Genomic DNA, 20,474 nt, shown 5'->3' on the forward strand with positions numbered 1-20,474 from the left:
ATCACAGGTGACCCGGCCGCCGACGCGCCTCCCTATCGCGCGACCTGCTCGGCATCGTCGGCGTAGCGGCCGATCGCGATGGGCTCCAGGTAGAAGCGCTCCGGCCGCATCGCCGAGAGCTCTCCCACGTCTTCGCCGCCCAGCAGCTCGCGGGCGGCCATCCACCCCCACATCGGCCCCCAGCCGATGCCGCCGTGCGACACCGCGAAGTAGAGGTTGCGCAGCCACGGCACCGCCCCGACCACGGGCCCGCCGGGCGGGATCGCGCGGATGCCGATCGAGCTGCGCACCGGCGCCGTGCCCGCGAGCTCCGGCAGTGCCGTCGCGATCTCGTCGATCAGCTCCTGGCCAGAGCGGGCGTTCGCGCCGTGCGTGGCATCCTGCGGGCCGCCGCGCCAGTGCACGGCGAGCCCCCCGGAGGGGTCGGGCCGGGCGCACCACTCGGGCCCGTTGATCACGTGGCTGATCGACTCGATCGGCTGCGTGTAGACGAGCTTGCCGGGGATCAGCTCGAGCGGGATCGCGAGATCGGCCATCGCGGCGACGTGGCTCGCCCAGCTGCCGGCGGCGTTGACGAAGACGTCGCCCTCGACGCGCGAGCCGTCCTGCAGCCGCGCCGCGACCAGCCGCTCCCCCGCCCGCTCGAAGCCGACGACCCGGGCGCCGCGGCGCACGATGCCGCCGCGCGCGCCGATCGCGGCGACGAGGGCGCGCACGACGCCCGGCCCGTCGACCCATCCGGAGCCCGTCTCGTGGAAGACCACCTCGTCGTCGCGCAGCCGCAGGCCCGGCGCGAGGTCGCGCGCCTCCGAGGCGCCCAGCTCCTGCACCTCGACGCCCTTCGCGCGCACGGCGGCCGCCGCGCGCCGCAGCTCGTCGCGCTCGTGCCGGTAGCCCCACATGAGGGTGCCCGACCAGTGCAGGTAGTCGCCGGGCAGCTCCTGCTGCAGGCGCGCGAACAGCTCGTGCACCTCGCCGCGGAGCTTCGCCTTGCCGGGCTCCTCCTGCCACGACATCTGGGGGTAGCTCGACAGCCACGCGATCGACGAGGCCGAGGTGCCGCCGCCCGGCTGGCTCGCGTCGAGCAGCTCGACCTCCGCGCCCTGCTCGAGCAGCCGGAACGCCACGTGGCTGCCGATGGATCCGGCGCCGATGACCACGACCCTCACGCGTGCTGCACCGCTCTGGTCAGCTCGGGGTAGTGGCAGGCCGCGTCGCGCGTCGCCGACCGCGGCTGGAGCGCCGGGTCGTCGCCGATGCAGCGCTCGCGGCGCTCGTCGTCGAGCAGCGTCGCGAAGATCGGGCACCGCGCCCGGAACGCGCAGCCCGCCGGCCGGTCGCTCGGCGAGGGCATGTCGCCCGTGAGCGTGATCGCCTGGCGCTCCCGCTCGACCTTGGGGTCGGGGATCGGGATGGCCGACAGCAGCGCCTTCGTGTACGGATGCGCGGGGTCGTCGAAGACCTCGTCGCGCGTGCCGATCTCGACGATGCGGCCGAGGTACATGACGGCGATGCGGTCGGAGATGTGCGCGACGACCGCGAGGTCGTGGGCGACGAAGAGGTAGCCGAGGCCGCGCTCGGCCTGGATGCGCGAGAGCAGGTTGACGATGCCGGCCTGCACCGAGACGTCGAGCGCCGAGACCGGCTCGTCGAGCACGACCACGTCGGGGTCGGTCGCGAGCGCACGGGCGATGCCGATGCGCTGCCGCTGGCCGCCCGAGAACTCGTGCGGGTACCGCTCGGCCATCGACTCGGCGAGGCCCACGTCGCGCAGCAGCTGCGCGACCCGCTCGGGGCGATCCTTGCGGTCGACCCTGGCGAGCGCGAGGGCCTCCCCGATCAGGTCGGCGACCGACATGCGCGGGTCGAGCGACGAGAACGGATCCTGGAAGACCATCTGGATCTGGCGCCGCATCGCGGTGAGCGCCTTGCCGCGCGCCGAGGCGAGGTCGCTGCCCCGCACGCTCACGGTGCCGGAGGTCATCGTCTGCAGCCGCGTGATCGCGCGGGCCGCCGACGACTTGCCGCAGCCCGACTCGCCGACGAGCCCGAGTGTCTCACCCTCCTTGATCGTGAAGGAGACGCCGTCGACGGCGAGCACGCTCGTGCGCTTGCCGGCGCGATCCTTGCGGTCGTAGCGCTGCACGAGGTCGTCGACGTCGAGCAGCACCTGCGCATCGCGCTCGACCGTCGCGCCCTCCTCTGGCACGCTCGGCAGCGGCGCCCGCACGATCTCGGGTTCGCGGGCGAAGTGGCAGGCGGCGGCGTGCGTGCCGAGCTCGCGCGCGCCGGCCGGCTCGGCAGCCGCCTCGTCGATCACGAGCAGCTCGGGCTCCGACTCGCGGCAGGTGTCGCGGGCGAAGGCGCAGCGGTCGGCGAACGGGCAGGCCCGGCCCGTCAGGCTCGCCGGGCTCGGGGGCGCGCCCGGGATCGGGATGAGCGGGGCGTCGCGCTGGTCGATGCGCGGGATCGACGCGAGCAGGCCCCGCGTGTAGGGCATGCGGGAGTGCTCGAAGACCTGGTCGACGCCGCCGCGCTCCACGATCCGCCCGCCGTACATGACGAGCACGCGGTCGGCGTGCCCGGCGATGACGCCCATGTCGTGCGTCACGAGGATGAGCGCGGCGTTGACGTGCTTGCGCGCCTGGTCGAGCGCCTCCAGCACCTGCGCCTGCACCGTTACGTCGAGCGCGGTCGTCGGCTCGTCGGCGATGATCACGTCGGGGCGGTTCGCCATCGCGATCGCGATGACCGCGCGCTGGCGCATGCCGCCGGAGAACTCGTGCGGGTAGTGGTCGATGCGGTGCTCGGCATCGGGGATGCCGACGACGCCCAGCAGCTCGACGGCCTCGCGCCGCGCCTCCGCCTTCGGCATCGCGCGGTGGATGCGGATCGCCTCGATCAGCTGCGCGCCGACGGTGAGCACGGGGTTGAGCGAGCTCATCGGGTCTTGGAAGACCATCGAGATGCGCGCGCCGCGCAGCTGCGACATCGCCCGGTCGTGCAGGCCGATGAGCTCCTGCCCCTCGAACCTGATCGAGCCCTCGATGGTGGTGTGGTCGGGGTGCAGCCCCATGATCGCGTTCGAGGTCACCGACTTGCCGGATCCCGACTCGCCGACGATGCCGAGCACCTCGCCGCGCTGCAGGTCGAAGGAGACGCCGCGCACGGCGTGGATCGCGCCGAAGCGCACGTGCAGGTCGCGCACCTCCAGCAGCGGTGCGGTGGTGAGCGGCGTCGCCTGCTCGTGGGCGGTGATCGTCATGCCGACCTCCTCGTCGACTGGCGGGGATCCAGCGCGTGGCGGATGCCGTCCCCGATGAAGGATGCGCAGAGCGCGATGATCACGATGAAGAGCCCGGGGAAGTAGAACAGCCAGGGCCGCGTCATGACCGCGCTCTGCGAGGTGGAGACGAGCAGGCCGAGCGAGGTGTCGGGGGCCTGCACGCCGAAGCCGAGGTAGGACAGCGCCGTCTCCGAGAGGATCGCCGTCGCGGTCAGCACCGTCACGGCGACCGTGATCGTGCCCATGGCGTTCGGGATCAGGTGGCGCACGATGATGCCGAAGTGGCTGACACCGAGGCCGCGGGCCGCGAGCACGTACTCCGAGGTCGCGAGGGACATGACGGTCGCGCGCACGATGCGGGCGACGACCGGCCAGGCGAGGAACGCGAGCACCGCCGCGATCGTCACCCAGCTGGTCTCGGAGCCGGTGGAGAGGTACGCCAGCACCGCCGCGACGGCGATCGACGGGAACACCAGGATCACGTCGATCACGCGCATGATCGCTCCGTCGGTGAAGCCGCGGAAGTAGCCGGCGATCGCGCCGACGATGGAGCCGACGATCGTCGCGGAGATGGCGACGACGAGCGCGATGAGCACCGAGCGCTGCGTGCCGCGCATGATCTGCGACATGGTGTCGTAGCCGGTGCTGTCGGTGCCGAAGGGGTGCGCGAGCGAGGGGGCCTGCGAGATGTCGTCGGTGTAGACGTCGTAGCGGTAGGGCCACACCAGCGGGCCGACGAACGCGAACAGCAGCACGAGCACGAAGACCGCGAGCGCGATGACGCTCGTGGGGTTGCGGAGGAACCGGCGGAGGGCGGGGAACCGGCGTCGGCTGGAGGGCCGAGGCGCTGCCACGGCATCGCGCGCGACGGGAGATGAGGGGATCATGCGCGGCCTCCTCAGGCGGTCCGGATGCGGGGGTCGAGCACGCCGTAGAGCAGGTCGGCGAGCAGGTTGAGCAGGATCGTCGCGGTCGCGAACACGAGCAGCCACGCCATGACGACGTTCACGTCGAGGTTGCGGATGCCGTTGAGGAGCAGGTCGCCCATGCCCCGCCACTGGAAGATGCTCTCGGTCACGATGGCGCCGCCCACCAGCGCGCTGAAGTCGAGGGCGATCACCGTCACGAACGGCATGAGCGCGTTGCGCAGGCCGTGGCGGACGACGGCTCGGCCCTTCGTCAGCCCCTTGGCCCGCGCCAGCCGCATGTAGTCGGCGCTCAGGACCTCGATCATCGAGGAGCGCACGTAGCGGCTCCAGGAGGCGAACTGGTTGATGACGAGCACGACGGTCGGCAGCGCCAGGAAGCCGACGAGCTGCAACCCTTGCGCGCCGGTGGAGGCGCCGTCGCCGACGGTGAAGAAGATGGTCGACCCGGCGGCGTTGTTCACCTCGATCGCGGCGTACTTCAGCAGCACGCCGATCCAGAAGACGGGGATGGCGAGGGCGACGAAGACGATGACGCTGAGCGTGACGTCGAGGCCGCCGTTCTGCCGCATGGCGCTGATCACGCCGACGATGACGGCGACGACCGCGGCGACGAGCACCGCGATGACGATGAGCCGGAAGCTGACGACCATGCGGGCACCGAGCTCTGCGCCGATGTCCACGTTCTGCACCGAGGCGCCGAAGTCGCCCTGGACGATGCCGCTGATCCAGTTCCCGTAGCGCACCAGCACGGGCTGGTCGAGGCCCAGCTCGCGCTCGAGCTGGTCGAGCGCCTCCTGCGGCGGCGGCGGATCCATGGAGCGGAACCGCGACATCGGGTCACCGGACAGCGCGACCATCATGAACATCGCGAACGACGCGATGATGATCATCGGCACGGCGATCGCGATGCGCTTGATCGTGTATCGCAGCATGGCTCTCCTTCCTCTCGTCCCGGGTCAGCGACCGGGGTGCCCGGTGCGGGGATCGCTCCCCGCACCGGGCGGCAGTGCGGGTGCCGGATGCGGCGGTCGGGCTCGCCGCCCGCCGCATCCGGCGCGCTTCACTCGCCGGTGAAGCCCCACTCGTGCAGGTTGTAGAGCGGGCCGCTCAGGGTCGGGTTGTCGCGGATGTTGCCGAGGTCGCTCGGGTAGGCGATCAGCGTCGACTTCTGGTACATCGGCAGCAGCAGCAGGTCGTGCACGAAGACCTCGTCCGCCTGGTTGATGAAGTCGATCGCCTCCTCCTGCGACTCCGCGGCGAGCGCCTGGTCGACGAGCTCGTCGACCTCCGCGCTCGAGTAGTGCGGGTTGTCGCCCGTGCCCGTCGTGTAGCGGTCGTGCGCGTTCGACGCGATGAACGGCGAGCCCGTGTAGCCGACGAGCACGATGTCGTGGCCGTAGGGCTCGATGTTGGACATCGTGTCGCCGAGCGAGTCGGTGGTCTCCAGCGCGAGCGAGATGCCGAGCGGCTGCACGGCGGTCTGGATCACCTGCATGGCCGACTCGCGCACCGCGTTGCCCACCGAGTAGACCGCGCGCAGCGCCGGCACCGCCTCTCCGTCGGGCGTGAAGAGCTGCCCGTCGGTGATCGTGTAGCCGGCATCCGTGAGGATCGCCTCGGCCGCGGCGGTGTCGCCGAGCCCGTAGTTCAGCGCATCGCTGTGGTTCTCGTAGCCCGTCTGCTGCTGCATGATCATGCCGTTGCCGAGCGGCGTGACCGACTCGTCGAACTGCCCGACGGTGCGGTCGATGACGCTCTGCTTGTCAATCGCGGTGGCGATCGCCTGGCGCAGCGGCAGGTCGGCGAGGAAGGAGTTCGAGTGGTTGAACACGAGCGCCTCCATCACGAGCGACTGGTTCATCTGGAAGCTGACGCCCTGCTGCGTCATCCCCTGCACCTGCTGCAGCAGGTCGACCTGCGGCTGCGGGTACATCACGTCGACCTCGCCGTTCTGCATGGCGATCGGCGTCTGCTGCGAGTCGGTGATCATGGCGAACGTCACCCTCTCCAGGTTCGGTGCCTCGCCGTACCACTCGGGGTTCTGCTCGAGCACGATCTGGATCCCCGGCTGGAAGTCGGTGATGATGTACGGCCCTCCCGAGAACTCCGGCACGGTGTTCACGAAGTAGTCGCTGAACGACTCGTAGAGCCCGCCGTTGGCCTCGGCGAGGTGCGCGGGCAGCAGGCGGTTGAAGCCGCGCTGCCACTCGGAGAAGGTGGCGGAGAAGGTCGCGGTCACCGTGCGGCCGTCCTCCGACTGCTCGATCGACTCGACCTTGTCGAGCCCGTCGCTGCGGCCGGCTGCGCACTCGGGGCAGTCGCGCCCGTTGAGCATCTGCCACTGGAGGATGAAGTCGTCACCGGTGATCGGCACGCCGTCCGACCACACCGCATCCTCGTTGATCACGTACTCGACGACCGTCGGATCCTGGCTGACGACCTCGGCGCTCTCGAGCAGCGCCTCGTTCATCGCGAGCGTCGACCCGTCGGGCTGGATCACGAACGCGCTCGGGTAGAGCAGGCCCGTCACCCACACGGCCTCCGAGATGTCGCCGGCGGCCGAGAGGGTGTTCCAGTTCTGGATGGTCTTCTCGATCGCCATGGTGATCTCGCCTCCCGGCTCGACCTCGGCGGTGTTGACCGTGTTGAGATCACCCGTGACCTGGCCCGGGACGGGAGTGGCCGAGCCGTCGGCGGGGCCGTCGCTCGGGGTGCCTGCGCCTTGCGGCGCACAGGCGGCGAGGAGCAGCGCGGCGGCAGCCGCCACCGCGACTCCCGTGGTTCGCATCTTCATGATGTGCTCGCTTTCGTGGGGTGGGGGATCAGGCGGCGAAGGGGTTGTGGTGGAAGACGTGCGGGCCGAGATCCGCGATCGACGAGCAGCCGAGGTGCCCGAGCGTCATCCACAGCTCCTGCTTGAGGATCTCGATGACGCGCAGCACGCCCTCCTCGCCGTCGGCGGCCAGGCCGAGCGCGGTGAGGCGCCCGATCGCGACGGCGTCGGCGCCGAGCGCGACGGCCGCGGCGATGTCGCTGCCGCGGCGGATGCCGGAGTCGAGCACGATCGGCAGCTCCGGCACCGCGGCGCGGATCTCGGGCAGCACCTCGATGGTCGACGGCGTGCGGTCGATGGTGCGCCCGCCGTAGTTCGAGACGTAGAGGCCGACGGCGCCCGCGTCGCGCGCGGCGACCGCGTCGGCTGCGCTGTGGATGCCCTTGATGATCACGGGCAGCGGCGCCTGCTCGATGATGCGGGCCGCGTCGGCCCAGGTGTAGCGCGGCTTCGTGAACGCGACCAGCTCCTGGAGGCCGGCCGGGTCGGAGCCCTCGGGGCCGAAGTTGATGTTGTCTCCGGTCGTGCGCGAGGAGAAGCGGTTCTCGATCAGCCGCTCGCGCCACTGCCGGATCGGCGAGTAGGTGGCGATGATGTGGGTGTAGCCGGCATCCTTCGCCCGCTGCATCATCGCCAGCACGAGCTCGTCGTCGCCGACGAGGGTCATCTGGTAGAAGTGCGCGGCGTTCGACGCGGCGGCGACGTCCTCCAGGCGGTAGGAGGCGGCGACGGGCACCATCTGCTGGATGCCGGCGCGCTCGCACGCGCGCCCGATGCCCGGGTGCCCGTCGGAGTGGAACGTCGCCTCCTGGCCGAACGGCGCCGTGAACAGCGGCATCGAGAGGTCGTAGCCGAACAGGCTCGTCGAGGTGTCGGGGTTGCTGACGCCGGCGAAGAGCGGCACCTCCCACAGCAGCTCGTCGAACTTCGACTGGTTGCGGGCGACGGAGGTCTCGGAGCCCGTGCCCGTCCAGAGGTAGTCCCAGGCCGATTCGGAGAGGTGGTGGCGGGCGGCCTTGGTGATGCCCGTGATGGTCGTGAAGCGCTCGTTCGAGCCGAAGCGGTCGTCGAAGATCGCGCGGGTGGTGGCTGTCTCGGTCATGATCTGTCCTGTCCTGTTCTGCTGCGCTCAGGCCGCGGTCGTCGCGGCGGCGCGGAGGCTGTCGGTGACGGTCGCGACGTCGCGCACGCGCCCGATCTGCGGGAAGACCTCGCGCACGGCGAAGTCGTGCTGCTCGGTCGTCTGCGACGCCATCGCGTCCTCGACGAAGACGAGCTCGTAGCCGTGGTCGTAGGCCGAGCGAGCGGTGCCCTCGACGCCGAAGCTCGTCGAGATGCCGCACATCACGACCGTCCCGATGCCGTGGCGGCGCAGCTGCAGATCGAGGTCGGAGCCGTAGAAGGCGTTCCAGGAGCGCTTGATGATGACGGGCTCGGTGGGCAGCGGCTGCATCTCCTCGACGAGCTGGTCCCAACCGTCCCACCGCTTCGGGGCGTTGCGCTCGGCGTCGACGCGCTTGACCATCGTGAGCGAGTCGGACTCGTCGGGGAGGAAGCTCGTGCGCACGTAGACGACGAGCGCACCGCCCTCGCGAGCGGCGTCGACGAGGCCGGCGACGCGGCCGATCACCGTGTCGGCGTCGTGCGGTGCTGCCGCGTGGCGCCGCACGGCGCCCTGCATGTCGATGATGACGAGGGCGGTGGAGGCGGGGTCGAACAGGGTCATGGTTTCCTTCTCGATCGGTCGGATGGGGTGCAGGGAGTCGGATGGGCTGGCTCGGCGAGCGCGCCGATGCGGCTCAGGAGCCGGTGAGGCGTCGCACGAGTCGCACGAGCGTGTCGGGGGCGCCGATGCTCGAGGCCTTGGTGATGACGGCGAGGTTCGCGAAGGGCCCGCCCGCCAGGCGGACGACGGGGCAGAGCGGCTCGAGCTCGTTGCCGGGCTTGAGGGCGACGGCGTCGAGCGCCCTGATGGTGCGCCCGGAGCTCACGCCGCCGCTCACCACCACGCCCAGCGCCGGGTGGTCGCCGCGCGTGCTGACGTCGAGCAGCCGCCGCACGGCTGCGGCGATGTCGTCGGCCGCGAGCAGCGGGTCGTCGCCGGTGCGCTCCGGCGCCTGGATGACCACGACGCGGTGCTGCGCGACCGTCTCCAGCAGCATCGCATCCGTCTCCCGCAGCAGCGCTGCCGCGGTGGTCACGCGAGCGGCGGGCCCGTAGACGTCGGCGACGCGCGCCAGCTGCTGGCGGTCGAGCGTGGCGGCGCCGGTGGCGGCCACCACGACGAAGCCGTCGGCGTCGAGCGCGGGGTGGCAGCGCAGCCAGCCGCCGCTCGAGACGGCGACGACCTCGTGGCGCGCCTCGAGCCGGTGCACGACGCCCGCCGCGGCCTCGAGGTGCCCCTCGTTCGCGGCGTCGAAGATGAGCGTGCGGTGGCCCGCCTCGATCGCCCGCTCGACCTCGAGCACGGCGGCGTCGCTGCCGAGCGTGAGCGCATCCACCGAGACGACGAAGGGACGCCCCTCGAGCTCGAGCCGCTCGGCCACCGGGATCACCTCGACGCCCTGGCCGTGGCGGTGCACGCGCTGCTCGCCGTCGACGCAGATGCGGCCGGCGGTCGGGTAGCCGGTGATGACGGTGACGATCGGGTCGCGAGCGCCGGCACCCCGCAGCACGCCGCGGTGCACATCGGCGGGCGTGCCGCGGAACGCGGAGTCGACGCGCTGCTCGACGCGCAGGCAGCCGCGGTCGCGCAGCCACCTGGTCCACTGCTCGGCGAGGTCCGTCGCGTCCTCGAGCCGGTCCTGCGCCTGCAGGTCGACGACGATCGCGTGCAGGCCGGGCTTCGGGACGGCCGAGGGGTCGTCGACCACCTCGACGCGCAGGCCGCGCTGCTGCAGGCGGCCGGCGACGCTCACGGCGGCCTGCAGATCCTCCGTGATGACCCCGAGCGCGACGGAGGCTGTGCCGGCCTCGAGCCGGGCACGGGATGACGAGCTTCCGAGCATCGCCGCCTCCTCGCGTCACCTGCCGCACCGTGGGTTCGATGCGTTGTCGTCACGCTAAGCAGGTGGGGCGAGGCAGTCACGCGACATCTGTAGCGACGTCGACGGGGCCCGCATCGCGCCGGGTCCGCGTTATCTGATCGCAACGTGCTCGACTCCGAAAGTTGCGTAGTCTGACAGCACACTGTCTCTGTCGACAGGGTCCAGCGAGAGCGGAGGTGCTGCCATGGGGGCACTCCGACTCGAGGCTGCGCACCGCACGCTGCTGCACGAGCTCGCCGACGCGATCGGCACCTCGCTCGAGGTTCCGGTCGAGATCACGGATGCGCGGCTGCGGTCGCTCGCGCGCAGCGAGCTGGTGCCCGTCGAGGGCCACGCGCGCAGCCTGCGGCCCGACCTCTCGCCCCGCGTGCGCATCCCCTCCGGGCACCGCGAGCCCATCCACGTGCCTCCGGTCGAGGCGATCGGCCTGCAGGGCTTCTGGGTCGTGCCGATCTTCGGCATCGACCGCCTGCGGGTGCTGCTGTGGGTCTTGGACGGCGACGCGGATCGCAGCGCCGTCGAGTTCGCGGCCACCGCCGCGCACGCCACCGTGCACGGCCTCGACGCCGCGCACGCCTTCGATGCCGCCTCGCGCGAGTCGGGCCTCGGCGCCGCGCCCTTCGACGACCGCATCGGCGAGGTCGAGCGGGCGGTCGCCGGCGCCGCGAGCGAGGGCGACTTCCAGTACGACTCGGTGAGCGTCGCCCTGGCCGTGCTCGTCGAGCCGGCCAGCGCCCACTTCGCCACCGCCCACGACCTCGCGGCGACCCTCGGCCGCACGGCGCAGCGCGGCGCGAAGGTGCTGCCGGCCCGTCGCGTGCTCGCGGCGCAGCACGAGCACGAGGCGATCGTGCTGCTCGCGCCCTTCCCGCAGGACTCGCCCGCAGAGGCGCTCGAGCGCGCCATCGCGATCGTGCAGGATCTGCTCTACCGCAGCCAGGATGCCGGGCTCTACGGCCGCTGGACGATCGGCACGAGCGCGGTGGTCCGGCACCCGGACGGCCCCGCGCGCGCCATCTGGCAGGCGCGGAACGCCGCGCGCACGGGGCTCCGCATCGGGATGAGCGGGCAGGTGGTCGAGTGGCAGCGCGCCGAGCAGTACCACGGGCTGCCGCAGCTGCCCCAGCGCTTCATCGACGACCACTACCTGACGCCGGAGCTGCTGGCGTTCTTCGACGACCCCGAGAACGACGACCTCACCGCGACCCTCGAGAGCTTCCTCGAGCACGCCGGCAACGTGCAGGCGGTCGCGGCGGAGCGCTTCGTGCACCGCACCAACGTCTACCACCGCCTGCGCCGCATCGAGACGGCGCTGGCGGTGGACCTCGGCAGGGGCCACGATCGGCTCGCGCTGCACATGGCGCTGATCGCGTGGCGGATGCGCGGCGGCAGCGCGCTCACGAGCGAGGCGCACGAGCGCACGGCGGGCGCGCTCAGCTCGTAGGTGCAGCGCGCGCCTTCAGCTGGCCGGGAGATCTGCTCCGGTCCAGCTCGCGAGATCCCCATAGCGGGACCGAAGTCCCGCGTCGCGCGACTGATGCGGTTCGGCGGTCGCGAGCGTACCGGGTCGCAGCGACTCTGAGACGGTCGAGACCTTCTCCTGCTGCAGCACCGCGATCGCCTGAATCGCCGCGCCCCGCGCGGTCGCCTCAAGAGCATCGCGCACTACTACCTCACGCTGGAGGAGGTCGGCGAGGATCTGCCGATAGGCCACCGAGCGCGCGCCACCGCCCGTCAAGACGTATGCACCGTCGATGCGGGCTCCGACCGCGCTCAAGCGGTCGAGACCACCGCACATGCCCAGCAGCACGCCTTCAAACGCCGCCCGCGCAAGGTCATCGCGGCTCGTCGACGTGGAAAGTCCTGCGAGCAGTCCGCGCGCGTTCGGCCGGTTCGGAGTACGCTCACCGTCGAGGAACGCCGCGAAGACTGGGCGCTGCGGCTGCGTCGCGTCGAGAGCCATCTCGCCGAGCAGCTCGACACCGACGCCAAGCATCTCTGCGACCCAATCCGTGACCTTGGTGGCATTCAGCGTACAGGCGAGGGGCAGATACCCGCCCATCGCGTCCGCCACGCCGTCGATGGTTCCCGTCGGATCCAGCACTGGACTCTCCGATGACACGAGCACGACACCCGAAGTGCCGATGCTGAAGGTGACGTCGCCGGGGCGCATGCCCAGGCCGACCGCGCCGACGTGCTGGTCGCCTCCCCCAGCGGCGACCAGCACACCGGGGCGGAGACCGAGCTCCTCGGCGACCGCCGGCAGCACGTGACCGGCAGCCTCGTCAGGCCCGAGCACGATAGGCAGCAGGGACTCCCAGTCGAGGTCCTCTCGCACGAAGCGCTCCAGCAGGTCAGGGCGCCAGCGTCCTTCGTGGGCCGCGTAGTATCCGGTGCCTGATGCATCCGAGCGGTCGGTCACTGCGTTTCCGGTCAACCGCCATGTGACGTAGTCATGCGGGAGCAGCACTCGGCTGACCGCGTCGAGGTGTCGCGGCTCGTGTTCAGCGATCCAAGCCAACTTCGAGATCGTGAAGGCTGCGGGAGGCACGCTGCCTACAGCGCGCACCCACTCTTCCGTCCCGAGTGCCTGCACCATGCGCGCCGCCTGCGCGGCACTCGTGGTGTCGTTCCAGAGCTTCGCCGGACGAAGCACCCGCCCGCGCTCGTCGAGCATGACCAATCCGTGGCACTGAGCGCCGACGCTGAGAGCGCGAATGTCCGCCGCCGTGGTTCGCGCATCGGCGATGGCTGCAGCGAGCGCCGCCTTGACCGCTGACCACCAAGAGCTGGGAGCTTGCTCGCTCACTGGAGGGAAGGTCGGAGCGTGCGGAGCACGCCCGCTCCCCAGCAGCGCACCGGAGTCGGCGTCCCGCAGTTCGACGGTGCTCGACGTGGTCGAGACGTCGATGCCAGCCACGATCGGCATGCTGCCTCCTACTCGATCGGCTCGAGCGCCTCGGGCGTGTGCCGCTGCTTACCCACGGCGCCGCCAGGGTGCGTCTCGAGCATCTGCTCCCAGGTGTACCCGCGCTGCCGCATGAGCAGCACCGCGAGCGCATCGCCCCACACTGCCGTGACGAGCGTCGAGCCCATCGCGATGACATTGCCGGGGTCGGCACCGTCTCGGTTGTGGAGCGTCACCACGGTATCCGCGCGCTGCGCCATGGTCGACGCGGGATTCGACGTGATCGCGATGACGCGCACGCCTCGGCGGTGTGCGAGCTCGATGAGGTCGTTGATCTCGCTCGACTCGCCGCCCTTCGAGAGCGTGACGAGGAGATCGCCCTCGGCGAGGACACCCATGGTGCCGTGCAGCGCATCCATGGGGTGCAGGAACGCGGCAGGCGTGCCGCAGACGCTGAAGAGGTGCGCCATGCGGCGGGCGATCGTGCCCGAGGTGCCCGAACCGGTGATGAAGACCTTGCCGGTGCAGGCGAGCAGCTGGTCGAGCACGTCGAGGAAGGCGTCGTCGAGCTGGTCGGCGACCGCGGCGACCGCGGCGGCCTCGTCGGTGATGACCTGCCTGGCCGCTTCGAGTAGGCGGGAGCGGGTGTCCATGGTTCTCCTGTTCAACAGAGGGATGCGTGAGGCAGGCGGGGTGGCGCCTGCAGTTCAGGCGGCAACTCAGGCCGCGTCCCAGGCGATGCGACGCAGCGCCTGGGGGTTGCGCTCCTCGACCGGCACGAGCTCGCCGTCGGCGTAGCCGCCGTGCATGACGATCACGTCGTCGGAGATCTCAGCGATCTCGTCCTCCTCGCTCGAGACGACCACGACCGTGATGCCGTCTTCGTGGGCGAGGCTGCGAACGAGTCGATGGATCTCGCTCTTGACGCCGAGGTCGACGCCCTTGGTTGGCTCGTCGAGCAGCAGGATGCGCGGCCGCTGGGCGAGCGCCTTCGCCAGGACGACCTTCTGCTGGTTGCCACCGGAGAGGCGTTCGATGGGCGCCTTGCGATTCCCCCGCACCCGCAGGGCATCCATGAGCTGCTCAGCCCTCGCCTCGAGCCGACGGTGCCGAAGGAAGGGTCCGGCAGTCTCCTGGCGGAGCACCGGCAGCATCAGGTTCTGCGTCGCGTCGAGCTGAGGCACGATGCCATCCTGCTTGCGCTCCTCGGTGACGTAGGCGATGCCGTGACGCATCGCCTCGCGCGGGCTGCGAGGCGAGTACCGCTCGCCCTCGACCAGCAGATCGCCGCTCGTGACGTGGTCGAGGCCCACGAGCGCCCGCAACAGCTCGGTGCGGCCCGCGCCCATGAGGCCGTAGATGCCGAGCACGCGACCCGCTCGAGCCTTGATCGAGACGTCGCGTAGAACGCCGGTCGCGATCGAGCGCGCCTCGAGCGTGACGGGCGCGTCGGATTCGAGTGAATCTTGGGCAGCCTTCGGTGCGGCCGAGACCTCGGCATCCTCGCCCGCGATCGCGTGCACGACGTCAGCACGGCTGACCTCGTCGACGGCGCCGTCGATGCGTACTTCGCCATCGACGAGCGCGACGATGCGCGAGCACACGGCGTAGAGCTCATCGAGCTTGTGATTGACGAGCACGATGCCGAAGCCCTGCTGCGCCAATGCGCGCACCGTCTCGAGGAACCTGTCGACCTGCTTGCCCTCGAGCGACGTGGTGGGCTCGTCGAGCAGCAGGTAGCGGGCATCGCGATGCGTGGCGATCGCCACCTCGAGCAGCTGGCGCAGCGCCACGGGGATCGAGCCGATGCGATCGTCGGGATCCATCCCGAGGCCGAACTCGTCGAGGAGCGCCTGCGTCTCTGCACGCATCCGCTCTCGTCGAAGCACGCCCGCGGCCCGAGTCTCGCGACCGAGGAAGGCGCTCTGCATCACCGTGAGGTTCGGCACGAGCGAGAGCTCCTGGTAGACGGTCGCGACACCGGCGTCGATCGCCGCGATCGGGTCGCCCAGCCGGAAGCCGACGCCATCGACCGTCACCGTGCCCGAATCCGGCGCGATCGCCCCGGAGATCGTCTTCAGCAGCGTCGACTTGCCCGCGCCGTTGTGGCCGACGAGGCCGACGACCTCGCCGGGTCGCACGGCGACCGAGACGCCTCGCAGCACCGGCGTGCCCGAATAGCTCTTGTGGACGCCTTCGACCCGCAGGCCCTGCTCGGCGGTCTCGGCCGCTGCGGTCATCTCAGCCCACCTCGCCGGGTGCCGGGGTCTCGCCGACGCCGAAGACCTTGAGGGGCAGGAGCACCTCTGCCTCAGGCGTGCCGCCCTCGAGGTAACCCGAGATCTGCTCGATCACCTGGCGGCCGTAGGACTCCGGCTCCTGCGCGACGCAGCCGGCGTACGGCGCCTCGATCGTGAGCTCGGAGGCGCAGAACCCGTAGAGCGCGACATCGGTGCGGTCGCCGAGCGCCTGCAGCGCCCCGTAGGTGGCGGGGCCGGTGCTGGCGAAGATGACGTTGATGTCGGGGTTGCCCGAGAGCATCTCCGTGGTGGCCTGCAGCGAGGCATCCGGCTGCACGTTGCCATCGACGCTCGCGACGATCTGCGCGTTGGGGTTGCCCTCGGTGATGGTGTCCTCGAAGCCCTGGTCACGCGTGACCGTCGGCGTCTCGTCGGGCTCCGTCACGAAGCCGATGTTCAGCTCCTCCTCGCCGAAGTCCTCGAGCACCATCTCGGCCATCTGCTGGCCGCCGGCGTAGTTGTCGGCGCCGAGGTACTGCATGATGCTCGCCCCCTGCGACTCCAGCGACTCGGGGTCGACGCCGACGTTGACGGTGAACACCGGCACGCCGGCCTGGTTCGCCGCAGCGACGATGGCCGCTGCCGGCTCGGACTTCACGCCGTTGAGCGCGAGCGCGCACGGCTGCTGCTCGAGCATGGCCTGCACCTGCGCGAGCTGCTGGGCGTCGTCGTCGTTCGCGATCTGCACCTGCACCTCGAAGCCGGCCTCCTCGCCCGCCTCCTCGAAGCCGCGCTGCATCGCGACGTAGTACGGGTTCGTCAGGTTGGGCAGCGCGACGGCGATGAAGGGCTGCTCCTCGCTGCACGACTCGGGCAGCGTCGCATCCGCGTCGGGATCGGTGCCGGCACCTGTGCCGGTGTCGATGGCGCCGCAACCGGCGAGCAGCAGCACGGCTGCAGCCCCCGCGGTCGCGATGAGTGTCTTGGTTCGCATGGGTCTCTCCTTTGAAGACGCGTGGATGGGTGGGGTCAGGTGGTGGTCGGCGTCGTCGCGATATGCGGTTCTCGGGGGCCGCTGCTGCCTCGGAAGCGGCCGAGCAGCGAGCGGAGCGAGATGTTGCGCCGGTGGGTGTCGAGGATGACGCCGATGAGGATGATCGCTCCGATGACGAGCGGCTGCCAGTAGCTCTCGACCCCGACGACGTTCATGCCGTTCGAGACCGTCGCGATGAGGATCGCGCCCAGCAGCGCACCGCCGATCGACCCGATGCCGCCGAACAGGCTCACCCCGCCGACGACGGCGGCGGCGATCGAGTAGAAGAGCTCGTTGCCCGAGCCGGCGCTGGGGTAGCCCACCATGAGGCGGCTCGTGACGATGAGGCCGCCCATCGCGGCGCACAGGCCGCTCATGGCGTAGGCGAACATCACGACGCGGCCGGTCTGCACGCCCGCGAGACGGCTGGTCTCCTTGTTGCCGCCGATCGCGTAGATGTGCACGCCGGTCGGGGTGAGCGTGAGCACGATCGCGAAGATGGCGGCGGCGAGTGCGACCAGGACGACCGGCATCGGGATCCCGAGCACCGAGCCTCGGCCGATGATCGCGAACATCTGATCGGCGACGTTGACCGAGCTCGCTCCCGTGAGGATCAGGGGCACGGATGCGGCGGCGCCGAAGGTGGCGAAGGTCACGATGAAGGGCGGCAGGCCGAGGTAGTGCACGGCGAAGCCGTTCCAGGCGCCGACGAGGAGGCCCAGCGTGAGCGCGAGCAGGGCGGCGATCCACCAGGGCAGCCCGCTCTGCATGCAGAGCGCGGCGACGACGCCGGTGAGCGCGATGTTGGAGCCGGTCGATAAGTCGATGCCGCCGGTGAGCAGCACGAAGGCTTGGCCGAGCGCGAGGAAGGCGATCACCGCGCCGTTCAGCAACAGCACCTGCATGTTGGAGAGCGTCGCGAAATTCGGGGAGAGGAGAGCGAACACTCCTGCCACCAGCAGGATCACCACCGCGATGCCGACCTCGTTGGGAATCCGCCGCTTCATTCGCTGCCTCCTCGCAGGATCTTGGCGCTCGCTCATTTGAGCATCTTAGCTGCTCATCTGTTATCGTCAGACACTATGCTGATCGTCGATCCAGCGCAACCCGAACTCGCGGAGTGAGCATGCAGAGCCCTGACGTCGGTGCCGACGAGAGCCTCGACCGCTCGCTCGCCGTGCGCGCGGCTCGCGCCTTCTTCCTCGACGACCGCAGCAAGGTCGAGATCGCGCGCGAGCTCGACGTCTCGCGCTTCAAGGTGGCGCGCCTCCTCGAGCACGCGCGAGCCACCGGGATCGTTCGCATCGAGATCGACGACGCCGGCTTCGTCGACGAGGAGCGCTCGGCGGCCCTGCGCGACCGTCTCGGGCTGGAGCGCGCCACCGTCGTCGCCGCGCACGGCGACGACGACGAGGTGCGCCACACCGTCGGCAGGGCCGCAGCCGCCCTGCTCTCGGAGACGCTCACCGACGGCGAGATGCTCGGCATGGGGTGGGGGCGCACGCTCAGCGCGACCGCCCAGGAGCTCGGCCGGTTGCCCGAGGTCTCGGTCGTGCAGCTCACCGGTGCGACCGAGATGACCCGCCACCTCTCCCCCGTCGAGATCGTGCGCGCGATGAGCCTGCGCGCCGGCGGCGACGTCATGCCGATCTTCGCTCCGCTTCTGGCCGAGGATGCCGAGACGGCCGCGGCCTTTCGGCGCCAGTCGGCGATCGCCGCGGCGCTCGAGCGGTTCGATCGCGTGACGACCGCGGTCATGGCGGTGGGAAGTTGGGCGCCGCCGATCTCGCAACTCTTCGATTCCATCGAGCCGAGCCTGCGTGCCGGTCTGCTTGAGCGAGGCGTGGTCGCCGAGATCGGCGTCACGCTCGTCGACCGAGACGGGGCTGAGCTCGCGCCCGACTTCAGCGACCGCTGCATCGCCATCTCAGCCGCGCAGATCAAGGCGGTGCCCCGAGTGATCGGTGTCGCGACGGGTGCGGCCAAAGTGGTTGCGCTCAGCGCGCTGAGCGCTGGCGGCTGGCTGACCGAGGCGGTCGTCGACGAGGCGTTGGCCGATGCCGTGCTGCAGCGAGGCGGCGGGTGACGAGCGCGGTGCGGGTGGCCGCATCCCTGTGGTCGACGCATGCGTCGCTCGTCGATCAGGAGGCGCGCAGGCTCGCGCTCGGCGGCGTGCAGCGCTTCCACTGGGATGCCTCCGACGGCCAGCTGGGTCCCGCCGGCGGCTTCGCCCCGAGCGATGCGCGGCGCATCCACGCGCACACCGGCACGACCGGGGAGGCCCACCTGATGACGCTCGAGCCGGAGCGCGATCTCGACGCGTGGCTGGAGTGCTGCGACACGATCGTGGTGCACCGCACCGCGCCAGGATGGCTCGAGGCTGTCGAGCGGATCGAAGCGGCCGGACGCCGCGCGGCCGTCGCCGTCGAGCACGACCGCGACCTTGAGGGGCTCGACCGCTCGCTCGGCGTGCTTGTCATGTCGGTGCGGCCCGGTCACGCCGGCTCGGGCTTCGACCTCGCCGCCCTCGATCGGGTGCGGGCCGCGGCGAACGCCGGCCATCGCAGCATTGGCGTCGACGGCAGCGTGACGCCCGAGCTCGGCTGGGCGCTCGTCGACGCCGGAGCCGACTGGCTCGTGAGCGGCGGATCGCTGACGGGCGCCGCGAGCCCCGCCGAGTGGCTCGATCGTTTGGCTCGCTGAGCGCCGCGGCACCGCGAGCTCGCCCCCGCACACCACTCCCGCAGCACTCGGGCGGCTCCGACCGCGACACGGCTCGACCCGGTCAGTGGTCGATCCGGTCAGAGGTTGATCGGCGCCCCGTGGATGCCGTGCGCAGCCTCGAGGATGGCCTCGCTGAGCGTCGGATGCGTGTGCACGTTGCGCGCGAGCTCGGCCGACGACAGCTCGAACTGCTGCGCGAGCGTCAGCTCTGGCAGCAGCTCTGAGACATCTGCGCCGATGAGGTGCGCGCCGAGCAGCATGCCGTGCTCCGGCTCGGCCACGATCTTCACGAAGCCATCGGCGTCGCCAAGCGCGTGCGCTCGCGCGTTCGCCATGAACGGGAAGGTGGAGACGGCGATCTCGCGTCCCTCAGCGCGGGCCTCGCGCTCGGTCAGGCCGAAGCTCGCCACCTGCGGGCGACCGAAGACTGCCCTGGGCATCATCCGGTAGTCGAGGATGGGCACCGTGTCGGCACCTGCGATCGACTCCGCTGCGACCATCCCCTGCGCCTCGGCGACGTGCGCGAGCTGCAGCTTGGCCGTCACATCGCCGATCGCGAAGATGCGCGCCGCGCTCGTGCGCATCCGCGCATCGATCTCGATGGCACCGCGATCTGTTGTTCGCACGCCGGCGGCCTCGAGGCCGAGCCCGGCGCTGTTGGGAGCGAACCCGATCGCGACCAGCACGACCTCGGGCTTCAGCTCCAGCTGCTCGTCGCCGTGCTGCACGGCGACGCTGGCCCCTGCGCTCGCCTCGTCGATCGACGTGACGCGGGCACCGGTGAGCACCCGGATGCCGCGCCCGCGCAGCTGCTTCTGCAGCGCCGCCGAGACCTCGTCGTCCTCGTTCGGCAGCACGCGGTCGAGCGCCTCCACGATCGTCACCTCGGTGCCGAAGGCGGAGAGCAGGGCCGCGAACTCGACGCCGATCGCACCGCCGCCGATGATCGCGATCGATCGCGGCACCTCTTCGCGCATGATGAGCTGCTCGTAGGTCACCACGTGCGCGGAGCGCTCGACGCCGGGCAGCAGCATCGGCCGCGCGCCCGACGCGATGATCGCGTCGCCGAACCGCAGGGTGCGTCGTTGACCATCCGCATCCGTCACGTCGATCGTCCGCGGATCCCGGAAGCGGCCTGTGCCGCGCACCTGCTCGATGCCGTGCTTGCGCATCAGGTAGTGCACGCCCTTGGTGCGGCCCTCGGAGACCTCGCGGCTGCGCGCGAACGCGACGCCGTAGTCGGCGGTCATCTCGCCGCGCAGGCCGAAGCGGGCCTTCTCGCGCGTGACGAGCTCGGCGATCTCTGCATGCCGCAGCAGCGTCTTCGCGGGCACACATCCGACCGTGAGGCAGACCCCTCCCCACATCGACGGCTCGACGACCGCGACCCGCTTGCCCAGCTGCGCGGCGCGCACCGCGGCGGTGTAGCCGCCGGGGCCCGCGCCGAGCACGACGACGTCGAAGCGCTCCACCA

Annotated in this window: 17 protein-coding genes; 3 read left to right on the forward strand and 14 right to left on the reverse strand. The window is 70.9% G+C overall.

Translation table 11 applies throughout. The annotated features are described in order from the left end of the window. Positions 1-32: 32 nt before the first annotated feature. The 8 genes from AA0Z99_RS10755 to AA0Z99_RS10790 all read right to left on the reverse strand — a co-directional run bounded on the left by AA0Z99_RS10755 (position 33) and on the right by AA0Z99_RS10790 (position 10,056). Positions 33-1,169, reverse strand: a complete 1,137-nt coding sequence (locus AA0Z99_RS10755; RefSeq protein ID WP_413317204.1) for an NAD(P)/FAD-dependent oxidoreductase — start codon at positions 1,167-1,169, stop codon at positions 33-35. After that, the gene (locus tag AA0Z99_RS10760) at positions 1,166-3,265 is read right to left on the reverse strand and encodes a dipeptide ABC transporter ATP-binding protein (RefSeq protein ID WP_413317205.1); all 2,100 of its coding nucleotides are present in this window, start codon (positions 3,263-3,265) and stop codon (positions 1,166-1,168) included. The genes AA0Z99_RS10755 and AA0Z99_RS10760 overlap by 4 nt, the downstream gene beginning before the upstream one ends. Continuing rightward, positions 3,262-4,173 carry an ABC transporter permease gene (locus AA0Z99_RS10765; protein ID WP_413317207.1) on the reverse strand — a complete coding sequence of 304 codons (912 nt, stop codon included), beginning with the start codon at positions 4,171-4,173 and terminating at the stop codon, positions 3,262-3,264. The genes AA0Z99_RS10760 and AA0Z99_RS10765 overlap by 4 nt, the downstream gene beginning before the upstream one ends. An 11-nt stretch (positions 4,174-4,184) precedes the next feature. Then, complete coding sequence (locus AA0Z99_RS10770) at positions 4,185-5,147, reverse strand: ABC transporter permease (RefSeq protein WP_413317209.1); 963 nt, start codon at positions 5,145-5,147, stop codon at positions 4,185-4,187. 128 nt (positions 5,148-5,275) lie between these two features. Beyond that, entirely contained in the window at positions 5,276-7,009 is a 1,734-nt protein-coding gene (locus AA0Z99_RS10775) for an ABC transporter family substrate-binding protein (protein ID WP_413317211.1), read from the reverse strand. A gap of 28 nt (positions 7,010-7,037) precedes the next feature. Then, on the reverse strand, positions 7,038-8,150 hold the full coding sequence (locus AA0Z99_RS10780; RefSeq protein WP_413317213.1) for an alpha-hydroxy acid oxidase: 1,113 nt from the start codon (positions 8,148-8,150) through the stop codon (positions 7,038-7,040). Between the two features lie 27 nt (positions 8,151-8,177). Continuing rightward, a complete protein-coding gene (locus AA0Z99_RS10785; protein WP_413317215.1) occupies positions 8,178-8,774 on the reverse strand; it encodes an isochorismatase family protein in 597 nt (198 codons plus the stop codon). 73 nt (positions 8,775-8,847) lie between these two features. Next, positions 8,848-10,056: a four-carbon acid sugar kinase family protein gene (locus AA0Z99_RS10790; protein WP_413317217.1), complete on the reverse strand. Its 1,209-nt coding sequence runs from the start codon at positions 10,054-10,056 to the stop codon at positions 8,848-8,850. A 223-nt stretch (positions 10,057-10,279) separates the two neighbouring features. On the opposite strand from AA0Z99_RS10790, the gene AA0Z99_RS10795 reads away from it, so the two are divergent. After that, complete coding sequence (locus AA0Z99_RS10795) at positions 10,280-11,539, forward strand: PucR family transcriptional regulator (RefSeq protein ID WP_413317219.1); 1,260 nt, start codon at positions 10,280-10,282, stop codon at positions 11,537-11,539. 15 nt (positions 11,540-11,554) lie between these two features. On the opposite strand, the gene xylB is transcribed toward AA0Z99_RS10795, so the two are convergent. The 5 genes from xylB to AA0Z99_RS10820 all read right to left on the reverse strand — a co-directional run bounded on the left by xylB (position 11,555) and on the right by AA0Z99_RS10820 (position 17,283). Then, positions 11,555-13,024 (reverse strand): xylulokinase, encoded by a 1,470-nt coding sequence (xylB, locus tag AA0Z99_RS10800; protein ID WP_413317221.1) that lies wholly within the window; start codon positions 13,022-13,024, stop codon positions 11,555-11,557. Between the two features lie 8 nt (positions 13,025-13,032). Then, positions 13,033-13,656 carry an SIS domain-containing protein gene (locus AA0Z99_RS10805; RefSeq protein ID WP_413317223.1) on the reverse strand — a complete coding sequence of 208 codons (624 nt, stop codon included), beginning with the start codon at positions 13,654-13,656 and terminating at the stop codon, positions 13,033-13,035. Positions 13,657-13,722: 66 nt separating this feature from the next. Next, the gene (locus AA0Z99_RS10810; protein WP_413317225.1) at positions 13,723-15,243 is read right to left on the reverse strand and encodes a sugar ABC transporter ATP-binding protein; all 1,521 of its coding nucleotides are present in this window, start codon (positions 15,241-15,243) and stop codon (positions 13,723-13,725) included. Between the two features lies 1 nt (position 15,244). Then, positions 15,245-16,237, reverse strand: coding sequence for a substrate-binding domain-containing protein (locus tag AA0Z99_RS10815; RefSeq protein ID WP_413317227.1), 993 nt, complete (start codon positions 16,235-16,237; stop codon positions 15,245-15,247). Between the two features lie 35 nt (positions 16,238-16,272). Beyond that, positions 16,273-17,283, reverse strand: coding sequence for an ABC transporter permease (locus AA0Z99_RS10820; protein WP_413317229.1), 1,011 nt, complete (start codon positions 17,281-17,283; stop codon positions 16,273-16,275). A gap of 119 nt (positions 17,284-17,402) precedes the next feature. On the opposite strand from AA0Z99_RS10820, the gene AA0Z99_RS10825 reads away from it, so the two are divergent. Continuing rightward, positions 17,403-18,362: a sugar-binding transcriptional regulator gene (locus tag AA0Z99_RS10825; RefSeq protein ID WP_413317231.1), complete on the forward strand. Its 960-nt coding sequence runs from the start codon at positions 17,403-17,405 to the stop codon at positions 18,360-18,362. Continuing rightward, on the forward strand, positions 18,359-18,979 hold the full coding sequence (locus AA0Z99_RS10830) for a hypothetical protein (RefSeq protein WP_413317233.1): 621 nt from the start codon (positions 18,359-18,361) through the stop codon (positions 18,977-18,979). Before AA0Z99_RS10825 ends, AA0Z99_RS10830 begins: the two co-directional genes overlap by 4 nt. 98 nt (positions 18,980-19,077) lie before the next feature. On the opposite strand, the gene lpdA is transcribed toward AA0Z99_RS10830, so the two are convergent. Beyond that, entirely contained in the window at positions 19,078-20,472 is a 1,395-nt protein-coding gene (gene lpdA, locus AA0Z99_RS10835) for a dihydrolipoyl dehydrogenase (protein ID WP_413317235.1), read from the reverse strand. Positions 20,473-20,474 lie beyond the last annotated feature (2 nt).

The sequence above is a fragment of the Agrococcus phoenicis genome, from assembly GCF_047302415.1.
In the GTDB taxonomy this organism is placed as follows: domain Bacteria; phylum Actinomycetota; class Actinomycetes; order Actinomycetales; family Microbacteriaceae; genus Agrococcus.